Below are 18115 nucleotides of genomic sequence, written 5' to 3' on the forward strand. Positions count from 1 at the left end.
TTAAGCACCTAATATCTGGCCTAGAAAGACCACACTCTCAAGAGTCATCGCCGTAACGATAGTAACGATAACGGTACCTATCAACGTATCCCCAATCCCCTGCCTCTGCATATCTGCGGCCATAAGCCCCGGAATAACCCATCCCAACCAGAGAGATGAGGCAGGGAAAAGATAATCTAAAAAAAGTTTGGCTCCTAAAGCCATAATCATGGCAGTAGCTATCCTCTGCCGCCCATATATGCCTGTATATCGTACCACTCCTTCCAAAATCAAGGAAAGGAGAATAGCCGTCCCCACAGCCCAGGCCACCCCATGAGGATCATGAATCTGCAACGCAAGGATTCCGGGGGTAATAATGCCGCCGCAAGAACGGCCTGTTCTATGATAGAAAATCATGCCAAGGACAATTCCAAGGCCAATGGTTATAAGCTGAACATTATGCATGGTCTTCACCTTGTTTCCCTTCAATAAGCAGTTGAAGAGGCACTCCCGCTACATTGCCGCATCCAAATACACGCCCTTCTTCTTTTATAAGACATTTCAAAGCATCAACAGAGAGGACCTCTCTATAAAGAAGGTGTGATTTAAAAGGGCGATCTCCCATAAGAAGCGACCTCTTCCATTGTTTTTTTTGTAACCAAGGGAGAAAGGCTTTAAGCCGTTCTGGGCGGTCTCGTCGATTATTAAAAAGCACTGTGGTTCCCTCCATAGGCCACTGAAGGGTATTGAAAAGCCTGATCGTAGTCTCAATATCGTTAGCAGAGAAAGCAACAGCAAGCTGGCTTCCATCAAACGACAGAACCTTAAAATCTGCTATATCTGGTGGAAGAGACCTCACTGCTTCTTCACCCTTCTTCTCGTTTAAACCTAGGTAAGAGAGAATTGCAAGAACTATAGACAAATTTTCATTTACCCATTCAGGAGAGGAGGAAGAAAAAACCGGAGGTGCTATATGAACATGACACCCCTTCTCTTCTAAAGCTGTAAGCAAAGAGAGAGACCTGGCCGTATTCTCAGGAGTAAAAACAGTAGCTCCTTTGGGGATGCCTCCTAATAAGGCTCGAACGGCCCCTATCTCGCCAGCTCCCCACGCATCTTGATGGTCAGGACGGACATTAGTGAGGACAAGAAGAGCATCCTTCCCCATCCACTGCGCAGCAAGACGCTGTAAGTCTGGGGCCACTGCACTATTTTCCATAACGATGGCTTCTGCTTCAGAAGGAATCGAAGAGAGCCACCACCGCATCTCTTCTACATGCCCCCCAGAACTTCTCAATATGGCTCTTTCTCCAGAAGGAGAGAGCTCCCTTGGAATGACACCGGTAATTCTGGCCCACGTTCTGAGGCCACAAGCAGAAAGAGCAGCGAAGAGAAAACGGACAACGCTGCTTTTCCCCCGACTCCCTGTTACCACTATTTGTACGGCCTCTTCATGTTTTACATCAATACACTTCAAGATTCTCATAGGAAGGATTGTATCACGGAAGAAGAAACATCCTACGCGTCATAAAATCGAAACCAACAAAATTCTTAACCCTATGCCACATAAGACCAACCCGCCTGCTATCTCTACGTACTTTCCCAAAATGCGCCCTGCTTGGAATCCCAAAAAGACCCCAAAAGCCGATAAGCCACCAGTAATTATTCCGGCAGGAACTGCCAATAGAAGAACTGATCCCTTCAGGGCTGCAACACCTATCCCAGCTGCAAGAGCATCAATAGAAGTAGCTAATGCAAGAGATAACAACATGGCTCCATGAGTATGATCTTGTCCATTACAACTTTTTTCTTCCTGAGATTCCCGGATCATATTCACTCCGAGAAAAAACAAGATGACAAAGGCTACCCAGTGGTCGTAAGCTTCAATAAAGCCAAGCAACTGAACTCCTAAACACCACCCTATCAAAGGCATGGCAAACTGAAAACCGCCACAAGCGGCTCCCATTCGAAAAGCAGGGGCGATGGAAGGTGCGGACAGACAAGCTCCTACGCCTATGGAGACTGCAAAAGCATCCATAGAAAGAGCAGCTGCCGTAAGCAATATTTCTAAATTTGACATAATCTACCCTTCTTTTTAAAAACAGTGTAAACATAACACTTATGACCCTCTAATAATTATTTTACCCTAAAGCTACATCTAATATCATCATTACAGTGAAACCAATAAGGACCCCCATAGTGGCCTGATCTCCATGTCCCCCTTGCTGAGATTCTGGAATAACCTCTTCCACAACTACAAAGATCATGGCACCAGCGGCAAATGCCAAGGCATAAGGTAGAATAGGGCGCGCCACAGTTACTGCCAAAGCGCCTATAACACCAAAAAAAGGCTCTACAATTCCAGAAAGCTGACCATACCAGAAGCTCTTACTTGGTGCCATTCCTTCCCGACGCAATGGCATGGAAACAGCCATCCCTTCAGGGAAATTCTGAATGCCGATACCCAACGCTAAAGCAGCAGCTCCTGCTAAGGAAGCAGATGGGATACCAGATGCTACAGCTCCAAAAGCAACGCCTACCGCCATGCCTTCAGGAATATTATGAAGCGTAATGGCCAATACAAGAAGAGTCGTCCTTTTCCACGTTGTAGAAACACCCTCCGCCTCGTTTCGAGGCAGGCCTAAATGAAGGTGAGGCAAAAAACGATCGATAATACGAAGAGAAACTCCGCCAAGCATGAAACCCACCGCTGGAGAAAGCCAAGGCAACTTCCCCATTTCCGTCGCCATATCAATAGCTGGAGCCAATAAAGACCAATAACTCGCCGCAATCATCACTCCTGCAGCAAAACCTAGCATAATATCGAGCAATTTCTGGCTCGGGTTTTTTCGCAGAAACACAACAGCCGCACCAAGAGATGTAAGCCCCCAAGTAAAGAGAGTCCCCATTAAAGCCTGCATCACAGGACTTGCGCCAACAAGGAAGTCTATCATTCTCTATTTCACTCCATTTCTATCCGTAATGTTATGTAGCTTTAGATCAGCAAAAATGCAGCTCTATTTATACACAAACTTTATTATATTTATATTACTATACATATGAAGAAGGTGAGTCGGGTGAAAAAAATAATCTCTCTCTTTATAATCATACTGGCTTTTTCTACAGCACCTTTGCCTGCATGGTCTGCACCAGAAATTCTTGCTGTCTGCGGTCCTTGCAGTAGGGCCTTTCTGCCTGTAGCAGAGGAGACTATACGAGAGCTTGGACTTGCAGAAAAAGTAACGGTTCAATTAACTACATGCCTCGGTGAATGCGGAGCCTCTCCGGTCATAGAATTTAGGGGGAACATTTACGGATTTATGACTAAAGACAAACTAAAGAACCTGTTAAACAATACGTTCCCTCATTTAGATGAAAATCACAAAAAAGAAGAATTTATTTGATTTCAACCGTAAAAAACTGAGAATCGATTTTTCTTTTCATAAAATAATCTAGAGACTACATCAGCCAAAATGTCGCAATATTTTTATATCTTGTTTTTCACTTATTCAGGAATTTTTTCAGACACCCTGTTATTATATTTATAGTTAGTTATAAAAAGGGAAATATATTATCATTGACAGTCCCCGCAAAGTTGTGGGATCATTAATTGTTTATGAGAAAAATAGATGAAGTATCTTCAGTCAGGAGGAAATGCTATGGAAGAGCCCATTATCGTTCTCGAACTTGAGTACAACCAATGGCTCGATCTCTGCACAGAGAAATTCGGGCTCCAACGGTATAGAACGGATCAGATCTGCCAGTGGATTTATCAGAAAAAGGTTTTTAATATTGCTGACATGACAAATCTGAGCAAAGAATTGAGAGAAGATTTAGTATACAAACTTTTAATTTTGCCCCCCATGCTTGTGCGTCAGGAAATATCGAAAGACGGCACAAGAAAATTTCTTTGGCAATTACGAGATGGAGAAAGAATTGAATCGGTACTTTTATCTCACGGGAACCATATGACCGCCTGTCTATCGAGCCAAGTGGGGTGTCCGCTAGCTTGTTCTTTCTGTGCTACAGGACAGGGAGGATTTGTACGCGACCTTTCCGCTGGTGAAATAGTAGGTCAATTTCTTGCCATGGAAAAGATCGCCGGCATGGACATTAACAATATTGTTTTCATGGGAATGGGGGAACCCTTTTTAAATCAGGAAGCTCTTTTCAAAAGCATCAGGATTTTTAACGACCCTAAGATGCGAGGACTCGGCGCTCGTCATATGACAATATCCACGTCAGGGATAGTTCCTGGAATACAGGCTCTGATAAAACTTCAAATGCCCGTAAAGCTTTCTGTCTCTCTCCATGCAACAAACGATGAGCTTCGAAATAAGTTAATGCCGGTAAACAGGCAGTATCCATTGGGGGCTCTTGTGGATGCCCTTCGGGAATATCAAACTGCCACAGGAGATCGCATAACCATAGAGTACGTTATGATCGATAAAGTAAATGACCTTGTCGAGCAGGCTTACGAACTAGCCACTCTTTTAAATGGCCTTTCTGTCTACGTCAACCTTATCCCCTATAACCCTGTAGAAGGAAGATTCAAGCGTTCCTCCGCTGGCCGCATTAAAGCTTTTAGCGCGGTGCTTTCCGAAATGAACATAGAATTTGAAATTCGACGAGAAAAGGGATCTGATATCAATGCTGCATGTGGCCAGTTGCGAAGACGAGATGGGAAAGACGCAAAAAACTAGTCTAAAAGACCTGGAAAACGGCAGGAAGGCGCGGATAGTGACCCTTCCCTCAGGAGAGAGCAGGCGGCGTTTAGAAGCCTTGGGACTTCGGGAAGGCAAACTGGTAGAAAAAGTTTCTGGAATGCCTTTCCATGGTCCTGTTACTATTATTGTCGACGGGCGACAAATTGCCATAGGCTGGAGAATATCGTCTCGTGTAGAGGTGGAACCCCTTCTGAAAAATGATTTACATTACGATTCTCTAGAGAAGGAAGAACCATGAGCATAGAAAAGAAAACAAGCAAGACATTACTTTTAGTTGGAAATCCAAACGTAGGGAAAAGCGTTATTTTCACCAGATTAACGGGAGTTCGCGCCCTCTCTTCCAACTATCCGGGCACAACTGTGGGATTTATGGAGGGATGTCTGCGCTATAAGTCTGAGGCCTACCGTATTATTGATGTACCAGGAGCATATACCCTTGATCCCACTAATGAGGCAGAGCAAGTCGCCAGACGCATGATAGATGAAGGCGCCGATTTAGCAGTTATAGTTCTTGATGCCACCGCCTTGGAGAGGAATCTCTATCTCGCCTTCCAGACAATGGAACGAGGGCTACCAACTATTATTGCGCTTAATATGGTTGACGAGGCCCGCCATCGAGGCATCACTATAGATGTAGGAAAACTGGAAAGCCTTCTCGGAGTTCCTGTAATTCCTACTGTTGCTTTAAGCGGCGTAGGAATCAGCAAGCTCATAGAGCGAATTCCCGAAGCTAGGACAGGACATGTCGCTCCCCTTTCAAGTGAGGAAAGATGGCAAAAAATAGGGAGCATTATTGGACAGGTTCAAAAAGTTGTTCATCGACACCATACTCTTCGAGATACTCTTGAAGATCTATCTGTTCATCCTCTTTGGGGAGGGCTTATTGGAATTTTAGTTATAGCTGTAAGTTTTTATGTCATTCGTCTTATAGGAGAAGGTCTTATCGACCATGTTCTGGACCCCCTTGTAGCAAAATTCTGGATCCCTTTTTTAATAAAGTTATCGGAAGCATTGAAAGGATGGCCCCTCGCACAGCATCTGCTTGTGGGGAGCCTTATTGATGGTTCAATCAACATGGAACAAAGTTTCGGGCTTCTCTCTACAGGACTTTATGTTCCTATCGTCATGGTATTACCCTACGTTTTTTCTTTTTATCTGGCATTAAGCTTTCTTGAAGATGTAGGATATCTGCCTCGTTTCGCCGTTCTCTTCGATGCGCTTTTTCACAGATTAGGACTCCATGGCTATGCCGTGGTACCCGCTCTGTTAGGGTTGGGGTGTAACGTCCCTGGCATTCTTGCTACACGAGTTTTGGAATCGGAGCGCGAGCGCTTCATAGCAGCTACGCTCATCTCTGTTGCCATCCCATGCGCCGGACTTCAAGCCATGATTGTGGGGGTTATAGGACATCTTGGAATTCGTTACGTCTTTATTACCTACGGAGTCCTTTTTTTAGCTTGGGTTATCATCGGCCGAATTCTCCATATGACCATGCCAGGATATAGTCCTGAACTGATCGTGGAGATTCCGCCGTATAGAATACCCTCTGTGAGAGATCTCTTTTTTAAACTCTGGTTCCGTTTAAAAGGTTTTTTTAAAGAAGCTATTCCTCTAGTCATGGTCGGCGTACTCCTCATTAACGCCCTTTATATGACAGGAGCTATCACTGTTATTACAGGCATACTCAAGCCCATATTTACCAACCTGCTTGGCCTCCCTGCCGAAGCCGCAGCACCTATTATTATGGGACTGCTTCGAAAAGACGTCGCCGTAGGAATGCTGGCCACACTAAATCTCTCCCCTTCTCAGCTTGTAGTGGCTACCGTAACTCTCGCTATGACCTTCCCCTGTATCGCCACATTCATTGTCCTTTGGAAAGAACTCGGCGGGAAAAAGATGACAGGAAGCCTCGCTATTATGATCATATCAGCCTTAACGGCTGGAACTCTTTTACGAATCGCTCTCAGCTTGAGCTTTTAAAGGTTCTTTCTCCTTTTTATATAAAGTTCGAAGGGCCCAAAAAGAAAGGGTACTCGCGCAAAACACGACCACATATGCTACAGAGTACCCTTCTTTAGCATAGTGTCCCAGTGCACTGCCTGGGAAGAAATCGAGAATGGCACCTGTCCCCCATTGGTAAATAATGACCGTCATATAAATAAAAGCGTTGACAATTCCCATAACAGCTCCCCGAAGATGGGGACGGGCCACATCATTAATTTTTGCCGCGTAACAAACTGCCCCTCCGCCAGTACTCGCTCCCAAAAGAAATCCTGCCCCTGCTGCTACATATATAGGAAAACGAAAATAAAGAAACCCTGTAATAAGAGCCAAAGAGAGCGAAAAAAACATTGAGAACACGAAGAGAAGAATCTCTCTGTTCCTTTTCGAGCGCCCCCAAAAACCTGAAAGAAGAGTGCCGACTACCACCCCAACTCCCATAAGCGAAGCCCATCCCCGACAATCAGCAACAGATCGACCGTAAACAGCAGAAAACCAGGAAACAGCCCATAACGCTTGTAAAGAAAGGATAGACGCCATGGAAAGACTCCAAAGAAGCGTCACGGAACGGGCAACAGGCGAACCTGTTACAAAAAGGAAAGCTTCTTTCAAATTATGAAGCAATCCTGAAGATGAGGAACTATTTTTAATATACACAGGATCTTCATGTCTCACCCAAAAAAGGAAAGTAGATAACAAGAGACAAAAAAGGGCAAGAGCCAGAGACACGTTGCTCATGCCCCATCTATCAATAGCCGCACCTAAGGGAGCCACTCCTATCACTGTTCCCATGTTGCCGCACGCCAATGTAATTCCAGAGTAGAACGCGTAAAGTGCAATGGGGAAAGCGGCAGCCTGAAAAACCAAAGCTCCCATAAATAAAGGAGAAAAACCTAACCCCATAAAAAGCCTCCACAAAGAAAGAGTCATAACTGTCGGCTCAAAAATCATCATAAAGCCACCTAAAGCTGTAAAAAACAATCCTATAGAAGCAACTCTCATCGGACCGAACCTGTCGAGCAGTACTCCGCACACAGGCTGCATGGCTCCATAGGCGTAAAAGAACAAGCTCGCTATAAACCCCGTCATCGTCGCGCTAAGGTTTAAACGAGCTGAGTAAAGAGGCATTACCACGGAAGGGGCGATGCGAAAGAAATATGACATGAAATAAGAAAACAACAACACGACGAAAATAAGGTACGCTTTCCTTCTATGCTCCTGCTCTTGCCTCATGATGCATAATCACTCCTTATAAAAAGAGTGCCCTTCATAAAGGGAGGGCACTCAATATATTTAAGGTTCAATATATTCTAAAAACGCATCTATTCCTGATCTGCTTCTGAAACTATCTGCGTTCCAGCTTCTCCTTTCAAGGCTGCAAGAACTTGATCAAGGCGAGCTATAATAGCTCGATCTCCTCCATCTTTAACAAAACGAAGGGCTGCTTGAACTTTAGGTCCCATGGATCCCGCTCGAAAATGTCCCTCTTCCACATACTTTTCCATCTCTTCTATCGTAACTTTTCCTAAAGGCATCTGATGGGGTGTATTGTAATTAAGAATAGCGTTGGGGACATCTGTTAGAATAACAAAAGTATCAGCATGCACGTCTTGGGCCAATCGTTCCCCTGCCAAATCTTTATCGATCACAGCTTCCACACCATAAAGACGGCCCTGCGCATCTCGACAAACAGGAATGCCACCCCCACCAGACGCTACAACTATAAATCCTCTATCGACAAGCTCTCGAATAACCTCTTTTTCTATGACGTTTTTAGGTTCAGGGGAAGGGACGACCTTTCGCCAGCCTCGTCCGGCATCTTCTATCCATCGTTCGCCCCTCTGTGCCATGCGAAGCTCAGCTTCTGCTTGGGAATAAAAAGGCCCTACAGGTTTTGTAGGAGTGCTAAAAGCCTTATCGTCAGGATTTACTTCTACCTGAGTCACAACGCAAACCGCATCTTTTTTCAATCCTCGCGCCATACACTCATTATGGAGAACCTGGCACAACATATAGCCAATAAATCCTTGACTCTCTGCTCCACAAAAATCCAACCCCATAGCCGGAACCTGCTCCCTAGACATCTCATTTTGAATAAGAATGGCACCAACCTGAGGACCGTTTCCATGAGTTAGAACCAGTTCATATCCTTTTTCTACAATATCTAATAGCTGTTCTACGGTGTGAGTTATATTAGCCAGCTGTTCTACAGCTGTTCCCTTCTGGCCCGGCTGCAGAATGGCATTCCCTCCTAAGGCCACTAAAACTCTCGAGCTCACGACTTCACTCTCCTGTCATTGAATAAGTTACAAATACAAATAATATAACCCTATCTCGTCGAGAATGAAACGGTCATAGCCATTCTGCTTTGTAAAATGGCCTCCTTGAAAAAATGCTACAAGGAGGCCATGGGTTTGCTTTTATCTCTCTTCTCGCTGTAGAAACGCTTCTATTTGTTCCAACCCCTCTGAACCAGTATCCACAGTCATTGCAGATTGTACAGCTTTTTGGGCAGACGCTACATCTTTAAGCCCATTTCCTGTAACGACCAGCGCTACACGCTCATCAGCTTTCAGGCGTCCCTCTAAAGCCATATGTCGGAAACCTGCGTATGCTGCCACTCCGGCAGGCTCAGCAAAAACGCCTGTCAAGCGAGGCAATTCACATAAGGACTCAAGAATTTCGCTGTCTGAAACAGCAACAGTTGTTCCTCCGCTGCTACGTATAGCATTTAACGCCTTGGCCCAGTTACGAGGAGCACCAACAGAAATGCTGTCAGCAATAGTATTGGCCGCACCAAACTCTACTCTATTAGAACCAGCTTGGATAGCGCGGTGAATCGGACATGCCCCCTCGGCCTGAACACCAACAATAGCAGGAATGGTCTCAATCAGCCCTACTTGTTTAAGATCGTAAAAGCCTTTATACATCGAACTGACGATGCAACCATCCCCCACAGATACAAAAACGATGTCTGGAAGATCCCAATTACACTGCTCCGCAATCTCCATGGCGCAGGTCTTCTTCCCTTCCACTAAATAAGGGTTGATTGCGCAATTACGATCGTACCAACCATGATGTTCAATAGCTTTCATTGCCAGTTCCACTGTTTGAGCATAATCTCCACGCACAAGAAAAACTTTTGCTCCGTAAACTAAAAGCTGAGTTACTTTTGCTATTGGGGCTGTTTCGGGAACAAAAATAACGCTGTTTAATCCCGTTACTGCAGCAAACCCCGACAAAGAACTTGCCGCATTTCCTGTAGACGCGCAAGCCACTGTAGATTGCCCCTGCTCTAGAGCCATTGTTACAGCAATTGCGCTAGCTCGATCTTTCAAAGATGCAGTTGGGTTACGACCATCATCTTTCACTTTCACTGAAGCAACTCCATAGCGCTGAGCCAGCTTCGGTTCGTCGTACAGCGGAGTCCACCCAACCTGGAGGTTAGGGCGAACGGAACCTTCCTCTACTGGCAAAAGTGCATCATAACGCCAAAGGGAGTGCCGAGAATCGGCAGCCAGGGAACGACGAGTGAACGTCTTGGCAACTTCTTCATAATCGTAAAAAACATGCATCGTTCCATCAACGCCGCAATGAGGGCAAGTCTTTACTCCTGCTTCCTGTGCAAACGTACGCCCACAGAGAGCGCACTTCAAAGCAACTACTTTAGACATAGCAAGGCCTACCCGAGTACCGAACGAATAATACCCATATAACCGAGACAGGCCTTTTCAAGCTGGTCAATCTCAATATATTCGTCAACTACGTGAGCTAACGACTCTAAAGACCCTCCAAAACCAATCGTCGGGATTCCCGCTTTCCCAGCATAATAGCTCCCGTTCGTACAGAAGGCGTAATGAGAAAGTTCAGGGTTCAACCCAGCCTGGCGCAACCCACGTAAAGCTGCGGCTACAAACCAGTTATCTTCAGGGAATAGCCAGCCAGGCGCGTAACGTGTTGCCTCTATGGGAGCACCGGTATAACACATTTCGCTTCCTACAGCGAGAGCGACCTTCGCATCGAGTTTAGAATTGCGCTTCTTCTCTTCATCAATAATCTTTTGGATCTGATCTAAAACTTCGGCATCAGTTTCTCCTACAAGAAGTCTTCGGTCATATGTTACGCGGCAACGTTCTGGAACCACACTCGCTCCAGGATAGGGAGAGGAAATAATGTCGGTTAATTCCAAGATTCCCTTACCGAGAACGGGTTGTTCTTTAGGCTGAAACTCGCGCTCTATGGCAGCAAGGAGAGGTACCATTGTTTTAACAGCGTTCAAACCTACATCAGGATTTGATGAGTGAGCTGATTTGCCGTACGTTTCTAAAACAACTTCTGCTCGGCCTCTCTGTCCCCGCTTAAGGTTTAAAGAGGAAGCCTCTCCAATAACGACGCAATCGGGATTCCAGCGTTTCCCTATCGCCTCAGATGCAACTCCTTCAAAACATTCTTCATGAACGGATCCTGCAACAATAATTTCTCCATTAAGGTCGGCTCTTTCTTTTTTTATCAAAGATGCTGCCATCATGGAAGCTGCCAAGTTCCCCTTCATATCTGATGTTGCCCGCCCATATATACGTCCATCAACAATTTCTGCGCCGAAGGGGTCATGGGTCCATTTCGAGGGATCTACTATTTCCACATGGTCCATATGTCCTTCAAAGAGAATACGACGGCCGCCACTACCGAGAACAATCCGCCCAGACACGTTTCCGTAATGGTCACGTTCTACGGAGTCAAAGCCAAGTTCCTGCATGCTGCGTTCTACAAAATCAGCCATCTCTTTCTCCTGCCCTGAGAGGCTGGGGCGGCGGATCATTTCTCTGCACAAGGAGACGAGAGGCTCTCGCCAATCCATACTCATAAAAACATTACCTCCTCACTAAGATAAAACAGCGACGGATATAAAAATAACAGCGATATAAGGCAAAGAACCCTGGCCTCTATTTTTCGAACCGTACGACTTGACCAGCTTTCTCTTTCATAACAGCCCCATCATCAACTACAAGCCGTCCACAGACTATGACGTAAGGAATGCCTTTAGCAAACTGTTTCGGATTTTCGTAGGTAGCAGTATCGATTACCGTCTCAGGGTCGAAAATAGAAATGTCTGCCACGTATCCTTCTTTGAGAAGCCCTCTATTTCTCATCTTGAAGATAGAAGCCGGACGTCCTGTCATTTTATGGATAGCTGTAGGAAGATCTAAGATTTTACGTTCTCTCACATAGTGCCCCAATATGCGAGGGAACGAACCATAGACTCTGGGATGAGGATGAGCCCCAAGAATTCCATCTGTGCAAGGGTTCTGAAGAGGGTGAGCTAAAATTTTCTCAACATGCTCTTCGTATCCGTAAAAATCTACGAGGCCTACCACCATCTCTTCCTCGAGAAGGATATCGAAAGCCGCATCGAGAGGATCTTTCCCTCTCAACTTGCCTATCTCGATCATGTTTTTCCCCACTACATCAGCATTTTTTGCTGTTTTAACGAATGTAACAGAGATATTCTCCATTCCGGCAAAGTCGATAAAGTTATCCCACCCATGGATACCATCTCGAATATCCCGTTTCATCCGTTCTCGCGCTACAGGATCGGCTAAACGAGCTAAAGCCTTATCAGCTCCGCCGTCATGAACCCATGGAGGAAGAATAACACTGAATGTCGTGCTTCCAGCCGTATAGGGATATTGATCAAAAGAAACTGCAATTTCTTTTGATGCAGATTCCAGCTTTTCCATTACAGCATCAAAGAGATGGGCATTTTTCTTGCCACAAACTTTAAAATGGGAGAAGTGGATGGGGCAACCAGATTTCCGGCTAATACGAACAACCTCGTCCATCGAGTTTAAAATATCATCAGCCTCGCTTCTCTGATGAATCACTAAGGGGAGACCATACTTCGTAAGGACCTTCGTAAGCTCAGCTATCTCGTCTTCTGAAGCGTAATTACAGGGAGGATATATTAAACCAGTAGACAACCCCACAGCTCCATTTAATATAGCTTCTTCCAAAAGGTCTTGCATTTTTTTTACTTCATCTTTTGTGGCAGGACGATTTTCAAGCCCCACAACACACATGCGAATATTTCCATAAGGAGCAAGATACGCTAAGTTTGGACCTAAGGGTTGAGCTTCCAACCGGGCGAGATATTCAGCGGAACTGTGCCAATTCCATTCCACCTCATATTGCCCCTCCAATCCTGCCATAACTTTCTTCCAAACATCAATATACTCAGTTCGAACTGGAGCAAGAGACATGCCGTCTTGCCCTATAATATCCGTCGTCACACCTTGTGTCGTTTTATTCGCAATCTCCGGTTCCACAAGAGCTACAAGATCAGAATGGCTATGAGTATCGATAAAACCCGGCGTTACTGCTAAATTTCTGGCATCGATCACTCGTTTAGCTTCAGCATTCTCTAAATTTCCTATAGCCGCTATAATGCCACCTTCAACAGCGATATCAGAAACAAAACCAGCTTTTCCATCTCCAACGTAACAAGTTCCATTCTTTATTAAGATATCGAACAAAATAAAATCCCTCCCCTCAATCTTCTTCTCCTGTGTCTCCAATATTTTTCAAAAATCACCACGGTCCTACTACAGACGCTCCCAAAAGAACCTCCGGGAGCCAACATGACAATGCTGGCACATAAGTAGTCAGGAGCAACACTGGCAAAGAGACCAGAAACAAAAATGGCATCATCGTTTTCGTTAATTCAGCGGCTGGTACCTGCGCTAATCGAGAACCAACAAATATTGACATTGCAAAAGGAGGCGTCATAACACCAATTCCTACGTTGACAACCATCATGGCTCCCAGGTGAACCAAATTTACGCCAAGTTCCTGCATAAGAGGGAGCACGAGAGGAACAACGAGGATCAAAATGGGAATACCATCCAAAAACATTCCCAAAAACAGGAGGAAAATATTCAACATAAGAAGGATAAGGTACTTGTTTTCAAATAATGTCAACATGAACGTTGCTACTTCCTGCGCAACTCCTTGGCGCGTAAGGAAACGAGTCAGTATCGTTCCTCCGGCAAGGAGCAGGGTAGTCATTCCAAAGGTGCCAATTGTGCCCGACAAAGCTTTCTTCAACTTTGCATTCGTTAGCTCACGATAGGCAAACCATCCTACAAGGAGGCAGTATACTGAGGCAATTCCGCCGGCTTCGTTAGGGGTAAAAATACCACCATAAATGCCGACCAGAATCAATACTGGACATCCCAACGCCGGAATAGCAACCCGGCCAGTGTGAAGTACGTCTCTAAAAGACTCTTTGAAAGTTGTTGGAAGCTCAGGCTTCTCGCTGCTTTCAAATGTATAACGATCTACCATAAAGTAATTTAAAATCCCGTAACCAATTGCAAGCACAAATCCCGGAAAAACTGTGGCGAGAAAGAGAGCCGCCACTGACTGTCCCGAAAGGAGACAATAGATCATCGCCGGCACACTGGGAGGAATCAAATAGCCCAGATAGCTTGAAGAACAAAGCAGAGCTGTTGTATAAACTCTCTTATAGCCAAATTTCTCCAGACGCGGCACCAGTAAGGGGATCAAAGCGGCGATACAAGGAACAGACGATCCTGTCAAAGCTCCTAAAAAAAGGGTCGCTACTATTCCTACAGCCGTAAGCCCTCCCTTGAGCCGCCCTACGAGAGAGTATGAAAAATTGACAATGCGATCGGCTAATCCTGCCTCTGAAATCAAAGCTCCAGAGAAGACAAAAAAAGCTATGGCCATAACCGTCGACGAATCTAATGCGTGGAAAAATGTATTCGCCATAAAAGCTGTAGAGCCCCCCATAACCAAAAGGCCCAAAGCCGTTGAACCTATAAAGAGCCACCCTATGGGGAAACCCAGAACGATCCCCACAAGAAAACTAATTAGTGTGGTTACTGTTCCGATGTCTATCATCTATTCTGCCTCCCCTTCATTTGCTGAAATCCAACGAAGTTGCTTCAGCTCGTAAATATCGCAAGCCACATGCCATCCATAGTGAAGAATAGCAAAAACAACCATAGCTCCCATCGCATATGTGAGCCAGCTCATATTGAACCAGCGAACAAGGGTCGCGTATTCAGGGTATTTAAAGGCCCTTTTTAATACTTTCCATGTAGACCCACTCATAGAAATTATCATGAAAATGGTAACAACACTTTTAACAATATCGAACATTGCTCTCTTTGCCTTGTCATTCCCACACAAACAATCTGGAAAAATATCCACAGCAATATGAGTTTTCTGGGATGCCCCATATGAAATAGCAATATAGATTGTGAAAATAAATATGTACAACATAAAATCACTGATCCACATGATCTCAAAATGCAACCAATACCGATTAACAACCTGGCAGAACGTGAGAATAATTGCTGATAAAAGTCCTACGGAGGCTAGGAAAAATTCCACTTTTTCCAAATACAAGAAAAATTTTTTCATTGTAACACTTCCTTCTCTCTGAAGTGCAATCCCCTCTATCTCAAAATAGGGAATAGGTTAATCTACAGTAAGGGAAGAAATAAGGAGGCAGTCCTTTGACTGCCTCCTTAGATTTCATCTACTTCGCCGCTTTTTCGGATAAAACCAGTTTCCGATTCGCCTCAAGCTCAGCAAGAATCTTTTCGGTCATATTCTGACCAGGATAATGCTTATCGAGCCAAGGCTTGCACAGTTCGTTCCAAATGCTCAAGACATTTGCTTTTTCACGGAATGCGGCTCGCTCTTCGTCGGTAGGATAATAAATCTCGAAATTCTTCTGATCTTTCAAGAACGCCTGGAATTCTTCTGCCATACGCTCCTGAATTGCATACTGATGAGCCTCTGCCTCTAGGGCAGCTTTCTCTATAGCAGCTTTGAGATCATCAGGAAGCTCTTCCCAAAGATCTTTGTTGATGACAACCTGGTTTGCATCCCAGCACCAATCAAGGGAGGTGTAATACTTTATAACCTCGTAATGGCGCTCCTCCACAAGAGAAGGCCACATTGACCAACAACCATCGACAACGCCACGAGACAGAGCATTATAGAGCTCGCCCCAAGGTACGGTTTCCACAGTCATGCCTGTTCCTTCAGCCATATTCTGAAGTCCTCTTACACAGCCAAGAGAAGAAGAAACTCGCATTTTCAGGTTCTTGAAATCTTCAGGGGTCTTAATGGGCCGGATATTGTTTCCAACACCATAAGATCCTTGAGACACGGTGAAAAGGATGTGCATCCCAACTTCATTCATAGCCTTTTCCATTGGTGCATACAAGCATCCATCTGGACGCTTAAAAGCCATCTTGCACTCTTCCCATGTCTCAACAGTCCAAGGCATCCAGTTAAACATCCCACCTGGGACGAGGTTTACATAAGGTGCCACTCCACATATTTCCACTTCGCCATCCTGAACGGCATGGAAAATTTCATCAAGAGTGCCCAGCTGGTTATCAGGGAAAAACTCGACTTGGATTCGACCATCACTATATTTCGAGATCAACTCACAGAAAAGCTTATAGGACTCCCCTTGAGATGCTCGAACTGAGGTCTGCCCAAAACGCCACTTATACTCTGGTTCTGCTGCTCCCGCAACAATGGCAAAACCTAAAGACAGAACAACCAATACGACGACTAAACTCTTTCTCCAGAACCCAACCTTAGACATCATGTAACGCCTCCTTTTTCATGCGCAGATCCTTCCGGAAGTGCAGTTCAAGAGCCCTAAAAACGCAACGACTTTCCCCTCGCGAATTAATACTCCCCAAGAACAGGATAACGTTTCTCCGCCGTTCGCCCTCCCCTCGGCCTTACTGACGAAGAAGAGGTTGCGAAAACGCAACCTCACATCTTTAGCCCGCTACATCATATTAAACAAGAAGTCCTGTAAGCCTATTAAATTCATCAATTCTTTCGTCAATAGCATCGGCCATTTTATGAATAGAACCCCAATACGCATCGTAGTCGTACCACTGATCATTCAGTTCCTCTGAAGTCTTCCCCTGTTGCTCAACCCATGTATAATATTTGAGATTATGGATTCGCTTCCGATCGTAATATGAAAGTTCCTGCATATAATCAATTCCGACTCCAAAAACATGCTGGTGAAGATCGATGGCAGCATCCATCTCAGTATAGGGTCCCATTTCCTCTTCCATTTCTTTGACCCTCGAGCCGTACATTTCCATGGAATCAGTCAGAACAGTTATTATGACATCCTGTTCACTCAGCTCGTAGTACTTTGCCATCTTTATGGCCATAAGGATATTGGCCGCTCCCGAAATTCCTATAAGTGGCAGACTTTCCATAAATGTCTCTGATATGCCACTCTTGCGCAGGAATTCCTGGCCTGCTGGTTCGTTGAAAAGGCGTATCATAGCCATACTGTCAGCATCATCTATGTCGATAATCATGTCGGTGTTCTTCACATTGTGAATCCATGGAACGTGCTTATCCCCTATCCCCTCAAGGCGGTGAGCACCAAAACCGTTCCACAGAAGTGTGGGACACTGAAGAGCTTCTCCCACTCCAATCTTGCTCCCAGGATACTTTCCCTTCAGATAATCTCCGCTTGCAAGTGTTCCACCTGATCCGGAAGTCAGCACCACTCCAAAATATCGTCCATCCTCACCACATACCTTCTGAAGGACTTCTTCCATAGCGTGACCAGTTACCTCGTAATGCCACAGGTGGTTTCCAAACTCTTCAAACTGATTAAACACCATTATGTTGTCTCGAGTTTTACGCAGTTCCCAAACCTTATCGTAAATTTCCTTTACGTTGCTTTCCGTTCCAGGTGTACCAATAACTTCCCCTGCTACAGTTTTCAGCCACTCGAAGCGCTCAGGACTCATTCCTTCTGGGAGAATGGCAATAGAATCACATCCCAGCAGCTGAGCGTTATAAGCTCCCCCTCGACAATAGTTTCCTGTTGAAGGCCACACTGCTTTTTGTGACGTAGGATCAAACTGTCCAGTCACAAGACGGGGTGCCAAGCACCCGAAGCTCGCTCCTACCTTGTGAGCCCCTGTAGGAAACCATTTCCCCACAAGAGCCACTATTTTTGCCTTTACGCCTGTAATCTCTCTAGGAATCTCTACATAATTCACGTTGCCGAACAATCCACCCTGCTTTTTCGGCTCATTTTTCCAGGTTATGCGGAACAAATTGACTGAATCTACATCCCAAAGGCCCGTCTTCTTTAGGCGCTCTTTAATTTTTTCCGGCGTATAACGATCCGGATCTTTCATCTGCTTAAAGGTGGGGATAACAATATTTCGTTTTTTTGCCTGCTCCACCGCTTTTTTGAGCCCTTCTTTGTGAATGGTCAAATCGATCATTCTTGCTCACTCCCGTTCTTATATATTCTCGCTACCTGTTCTCTTCTAGCCGATATTTTCTCTCTTAAAACCCTGCGTAAAGAGGAT

17 protein-coding genes are annotated in these 18115 nt (G+C 45.1%); 4 read left to right on the forward strand and 13 right to left on the reverse strand.

Translation table 11 applies throughout. The annotated features are described in order from the left end of the window. From B3L97_RS02160 to B3L97_RS02175, 4 genes are all read right to left on the reverse strand, one after another. Positions 1–444, reverse strand: coding sequence for a poly-gamma-glutamate biosynthesis protein PgsC/CapC (locus B3L97_RS02160; RefSeq protein WP_245587114.1), 444 nt, complete (start codon positions 442–444; stop codon positions 1–3). Continuing rightward, positions 437–1465: a Mur ligase family protein gene (locus B3L97_RS02165; RefSeq protein ID WP_286933586.1), complete on the reverse strand. Its 1029-nt coding sequence runs from the start codon at positions 1463–1465 to the stop codon at positions 437–439. Before B3L97_RS02165 ends, B3L97_RS02160 begins: the two co-directional genes overlap by 8 nt. Positions 1466–1504: 39 nt before the next feature. Continuing rightward, positions 1505–2059 carry a manganese efflux pump MntP family protein gene (locus B3L97_RS02170; protein WP_286846197.1) on the reverse strand — a complete coding sequence of 185 codons (555 nt, stop codon included), beginning with the start codon at positions 2057–2059 and terminating at the stop codon, positions 1505–1507. A 61-nt stretch (positions 2060–2120) separates the two neighbouring features. Beyond that, on the reverse strand, positions 2121–2933 hold the full coding sequence (locus B3L97_RS02175; protein ID WP_084043945.1) for a ZIP family metal transporter: 813 nt from the start codon (positions 2931–2933) through the stop codon (positions 2121–2123). 123 nt (positions 2934–3056) lie between these two features. On the opposite strand from B3L97_RS02175, the gene B3L97_RS02180 reads away from it, so the two are divergent. From B3L97_RS02180 to B3L97_RS02195, 4 genes are all read left to right on the forward strand, one after another. Further along, positions 3057–3383, forward strand: a complete 327-nt coding sequence (locus B3L97_RS02180) for a (2Fe-2S) ferredoxin domain-containing protein (protein ID WP_286933596.1) — start codon at positions 3057–3059, stop codon at positions 3381–3383. Between the two features lie 255 nt (positions 3384–3638). Continuing rightward, entirely contained in the window at positions 3639–4682 is a 1044-nt protein-coding gene (gene rlmN, locus B3L97_RS02185; RefSeq protein WP_286933598.1) for a 23S rRNA (adenine(2503)-C(2))-methyltransferase RlmN, read from the forward strand. Further along, the gene (locus B3L97_RS02190) at positions 4660–4944 is read left to right on the forward strand and encodes a FeoA family protein (protein ID WP_024822873.1); all 285 of its coding nucleotides are present in this window, start codon (positions 4660–4662) and stop codon (positions 4942–4944) included. The genes rlmN and B3L97_RS02190 overlap by 23 nt, the downstream gene beginning before the upstream one ends. Beyond that, positions 4941–6686 carry a ferrous iron transporter B gene (locus B3L97_RS02195; RefSeq protein WP_024822872.1) on the forward strand — a complete coding sequence of 582 codons (1746 nt, stop codon included), beginning with the start codon at positions 4941–4943 and terminating at the stop codon, positions 6684–6686. The genes B3L97_RS02190 and B3L97_RS02195 overlap by 4 nt, the downstream gene beginning before the upstream one ends. Here B3L97_RS02195 and B3L97_RS02200 read toward each other — a convergent pair. From B3L97_RS02200 to B3L97_RS02240, 9 genes are all read right to left on the reverse strand, one after another. After that, positions 6657–7940, reverse strand: a complete 1284-nt coding sequence (locus B3L97_RS02200) for an MFS transporter (protein WP_024822871.1) — start codon at positions 7938–7940, stop codon at positions 6657–6659. The genes B3L97_RS02195 and B3L97_RS02200 overlap by 30 nt on opposite strands. 89 nt (positions 7941–8029) lie before the next feature. Next, positions 8030–8986, reverse strand: a complete 957-nt coding sequence (gene arcC / locus B3L97_RS02205) for a carbamate kinase (RefSeq protein WP_286933615.1) — start codon at positions 8984–8986, stop codon at positions 8030–8032. A 141-nt stretch (positions 8987–9127) separates the two neighbouring features. After that, the gene (locus B3L97_RS02210; RefSeq protein ID WP_024822869.1) at positions 9128–10381 is read right to left on the reverse strand and encodes a threonine synthase; all 1254 of its coding nucleotides are present in this window, start codon (positions 10379–10381) and stop codon (positions 9128–9130) included. 8 nt (positions 10382–10389) lie between these two features. Next, the gene (locus B3L97_RS02215; protein ID WP_286933619.1) at positions 10390–11571 is read right to left on the reverse strand and encodes a YgeY family selenium metabolism-linked hydrolase; all 1182 of its coding nucleotides are present in this window, start codon (positions 11569–11571) and stop codon (positions 10390–10392) included. Between the two features lie 79 nt (positions 11572–11650). Beyond that, the gene (locus tag B3L97_RS02220; RefSeq protein ID WP_286933623.1) at positions 11651–13237 is read right to left on the reverse strand and encodes an N-acyl-D-amino-acid deacylase family protein; all 1587 of its coding nucleotides are present in this window, start codon (positions 13235–13237) and stop codon (positions 11651–11653) included. A 55-nt stretch (positions 13238–13292) separates the two neighbouring features. Then, positions 13293–14627, reverse strand: a complete 1335-nt coding sequence (locus B3L97_RS02225; protein ID WP_286933626.1) for a TRAP transporter large permease — start codon at positions 14625–14627, stop codon at positions 13293–13295. Next, complete coding sequence (locus B3L97_RS02230; protein WP_286933627.1) at positions 14628–15152, reverse strand: TRAP transporter small permease; 525 nt, start codon at positions 15150–15152, stop codon at positions 14628–14630. It abuts the gene before it with no gap. 118 nt (positions 15153–15270) lie between these two features. After that, positions 15271–16359 carry a TRAP transporter substrate-binding protein gene (locus B3L97_RS02235; RefSeq protein ID WP_286933630.1) on the reverse strand — a complete coding sequence of 363 codons (1089 nt, stop codon included), beginning with the start codon at positions 16357–16359 and terminating at the stop codon, positions 15271–15273. A gap of 199 nt (positions 16360–16558) precedes the next feature. Continuing rightward, a complete protein-coding gene (locus tag B3L97_RS02240) occupies positions 16559–18028 on the reverse strand; it encodes a pyridoxal-phosphate dependent enzyme (RefSeq protein WP_286933631.1) in 1470 nt (489 codons plus the stop codon). Positions 18029–18115 lie beyond the last annotated feature (87 nt).

Source organism: Aminobacterium sp. UBA4834 (assembly GCF_002400205.1).
GTDB classification, from domain to species: Bacteria; Synergistota; Synergistia; order Synergistales; family Aminobacteriaceae; genus Aminobacterium; species Aminobacterium mobile.

What these genes read in the sequence shown, in the direction of transcription:
- B3L97_RS02190 (WP_024822873.1), top strand. Translation starts at nt 4,660, where the DNA reads ATGGGAAAGACGCAAAAAACTAGTCTAAAAGACCTGGAAAACGGCAGG.
- B3L97_RS02215 (WP_286933619.1), bottom strand. Translation starts at nt 11,571, where the DNA reads ATGAGTATGGATTGGCGAGAGCCTCTCGTCTCCTTGTGCAGAGAAATG.
- B3L97_RS02195 (WP_024822872.1), top strand. Translation starts at nt 4,941, where the DNA reads ATGAGCATAGAAAAGAAAACAAGCAAGACATTACTTTTAGTTGGAAAT.
- B3L97_RS02230 (WP_286933627.1), bottom strand. Translation starts at nt 15,152, where the DNA reads ATGAAAAAATTTTTCTTGTATTTGGAAAAAGTGGAATTTTTCCTAGCC.
- B3L97_RS02210 (WP_024822869.1), bottom strand. Translation starts at nt 10,381, where the DNA reads ATGTCTAAAGTAGTTGCTTTGAAGTGCGCTCTCTGTGGGCGTACGTTT.
- B3L97_RS02225 (WP_286933626.1), bottom strand. Translation starts at nt 14,627, where the DNA reads ATGATAGACATCGGAACAGTAACCACACTAATTAGTTTTCTTGTGGGG.
- B3L97_RS02235 (WP_286933630.1), bottom strand. Translation starts at nt 16,359, where the DNA reads ATGATGTCTAAGGTTGGGTTCTGGAGAAAGAGTTTAGTCGTCGTATTG.
- rlmN (WP_286933598.1), top strand. Translation starts at nt 3,639, where the DNA reads ATGGAAGAGCCCATTATCGTTCTCGAACTTGAGTACAACCAATGGCTC.
- B3L97_RS02240 (WP_286933631.1), bottom strand. Translation starts at nt 18,028, where the DNA reads ATGATCGATTTGACCATTCACAAAGAAGGGCTCAAAAAAGCGGTGGAG.
- B3L97_RS02200 (WP_024822871.1), bottom strand. Translation starts at nt 7,940, where the DNA reads ATGAGGCAAGAGCAGGAGCATAGAAGGAAAGCGTACCTTATTTTCGTC.
- B3L97_RS02165 (WP_286933586.1), bottom strand. Translation starts at nt 1,465, where the DNA reads ATGAGAATCTTGAAGTGTATTGATGTAAAACATGAAGAGGCCGTACAA.
- B3L97_RS02160 (WP_245587114.1), bottom strand. Translation starts at nt 444, where the DNA reads ATGCATAATGTTCAGCTTATAACCATTGGCCTTGGAATTGTCCTTGGC.
- B3L97_RS02175 (WP_084043945.1), bottom strand. Translation starts at nt 2,933, where the DNA reads ATGATAGACTTCCTTGTTGGCGCAAGTCCTGTGATGCAGGCTTTAATG.
- B3L97_RS02170 (WP_286846197.1), bottom strand. Translation starts at nt 2,059, where the DNA reads ATGTCAAATTTAGAAATATTGCTTACGGCAGCTGCTCTTTCTATGGAT.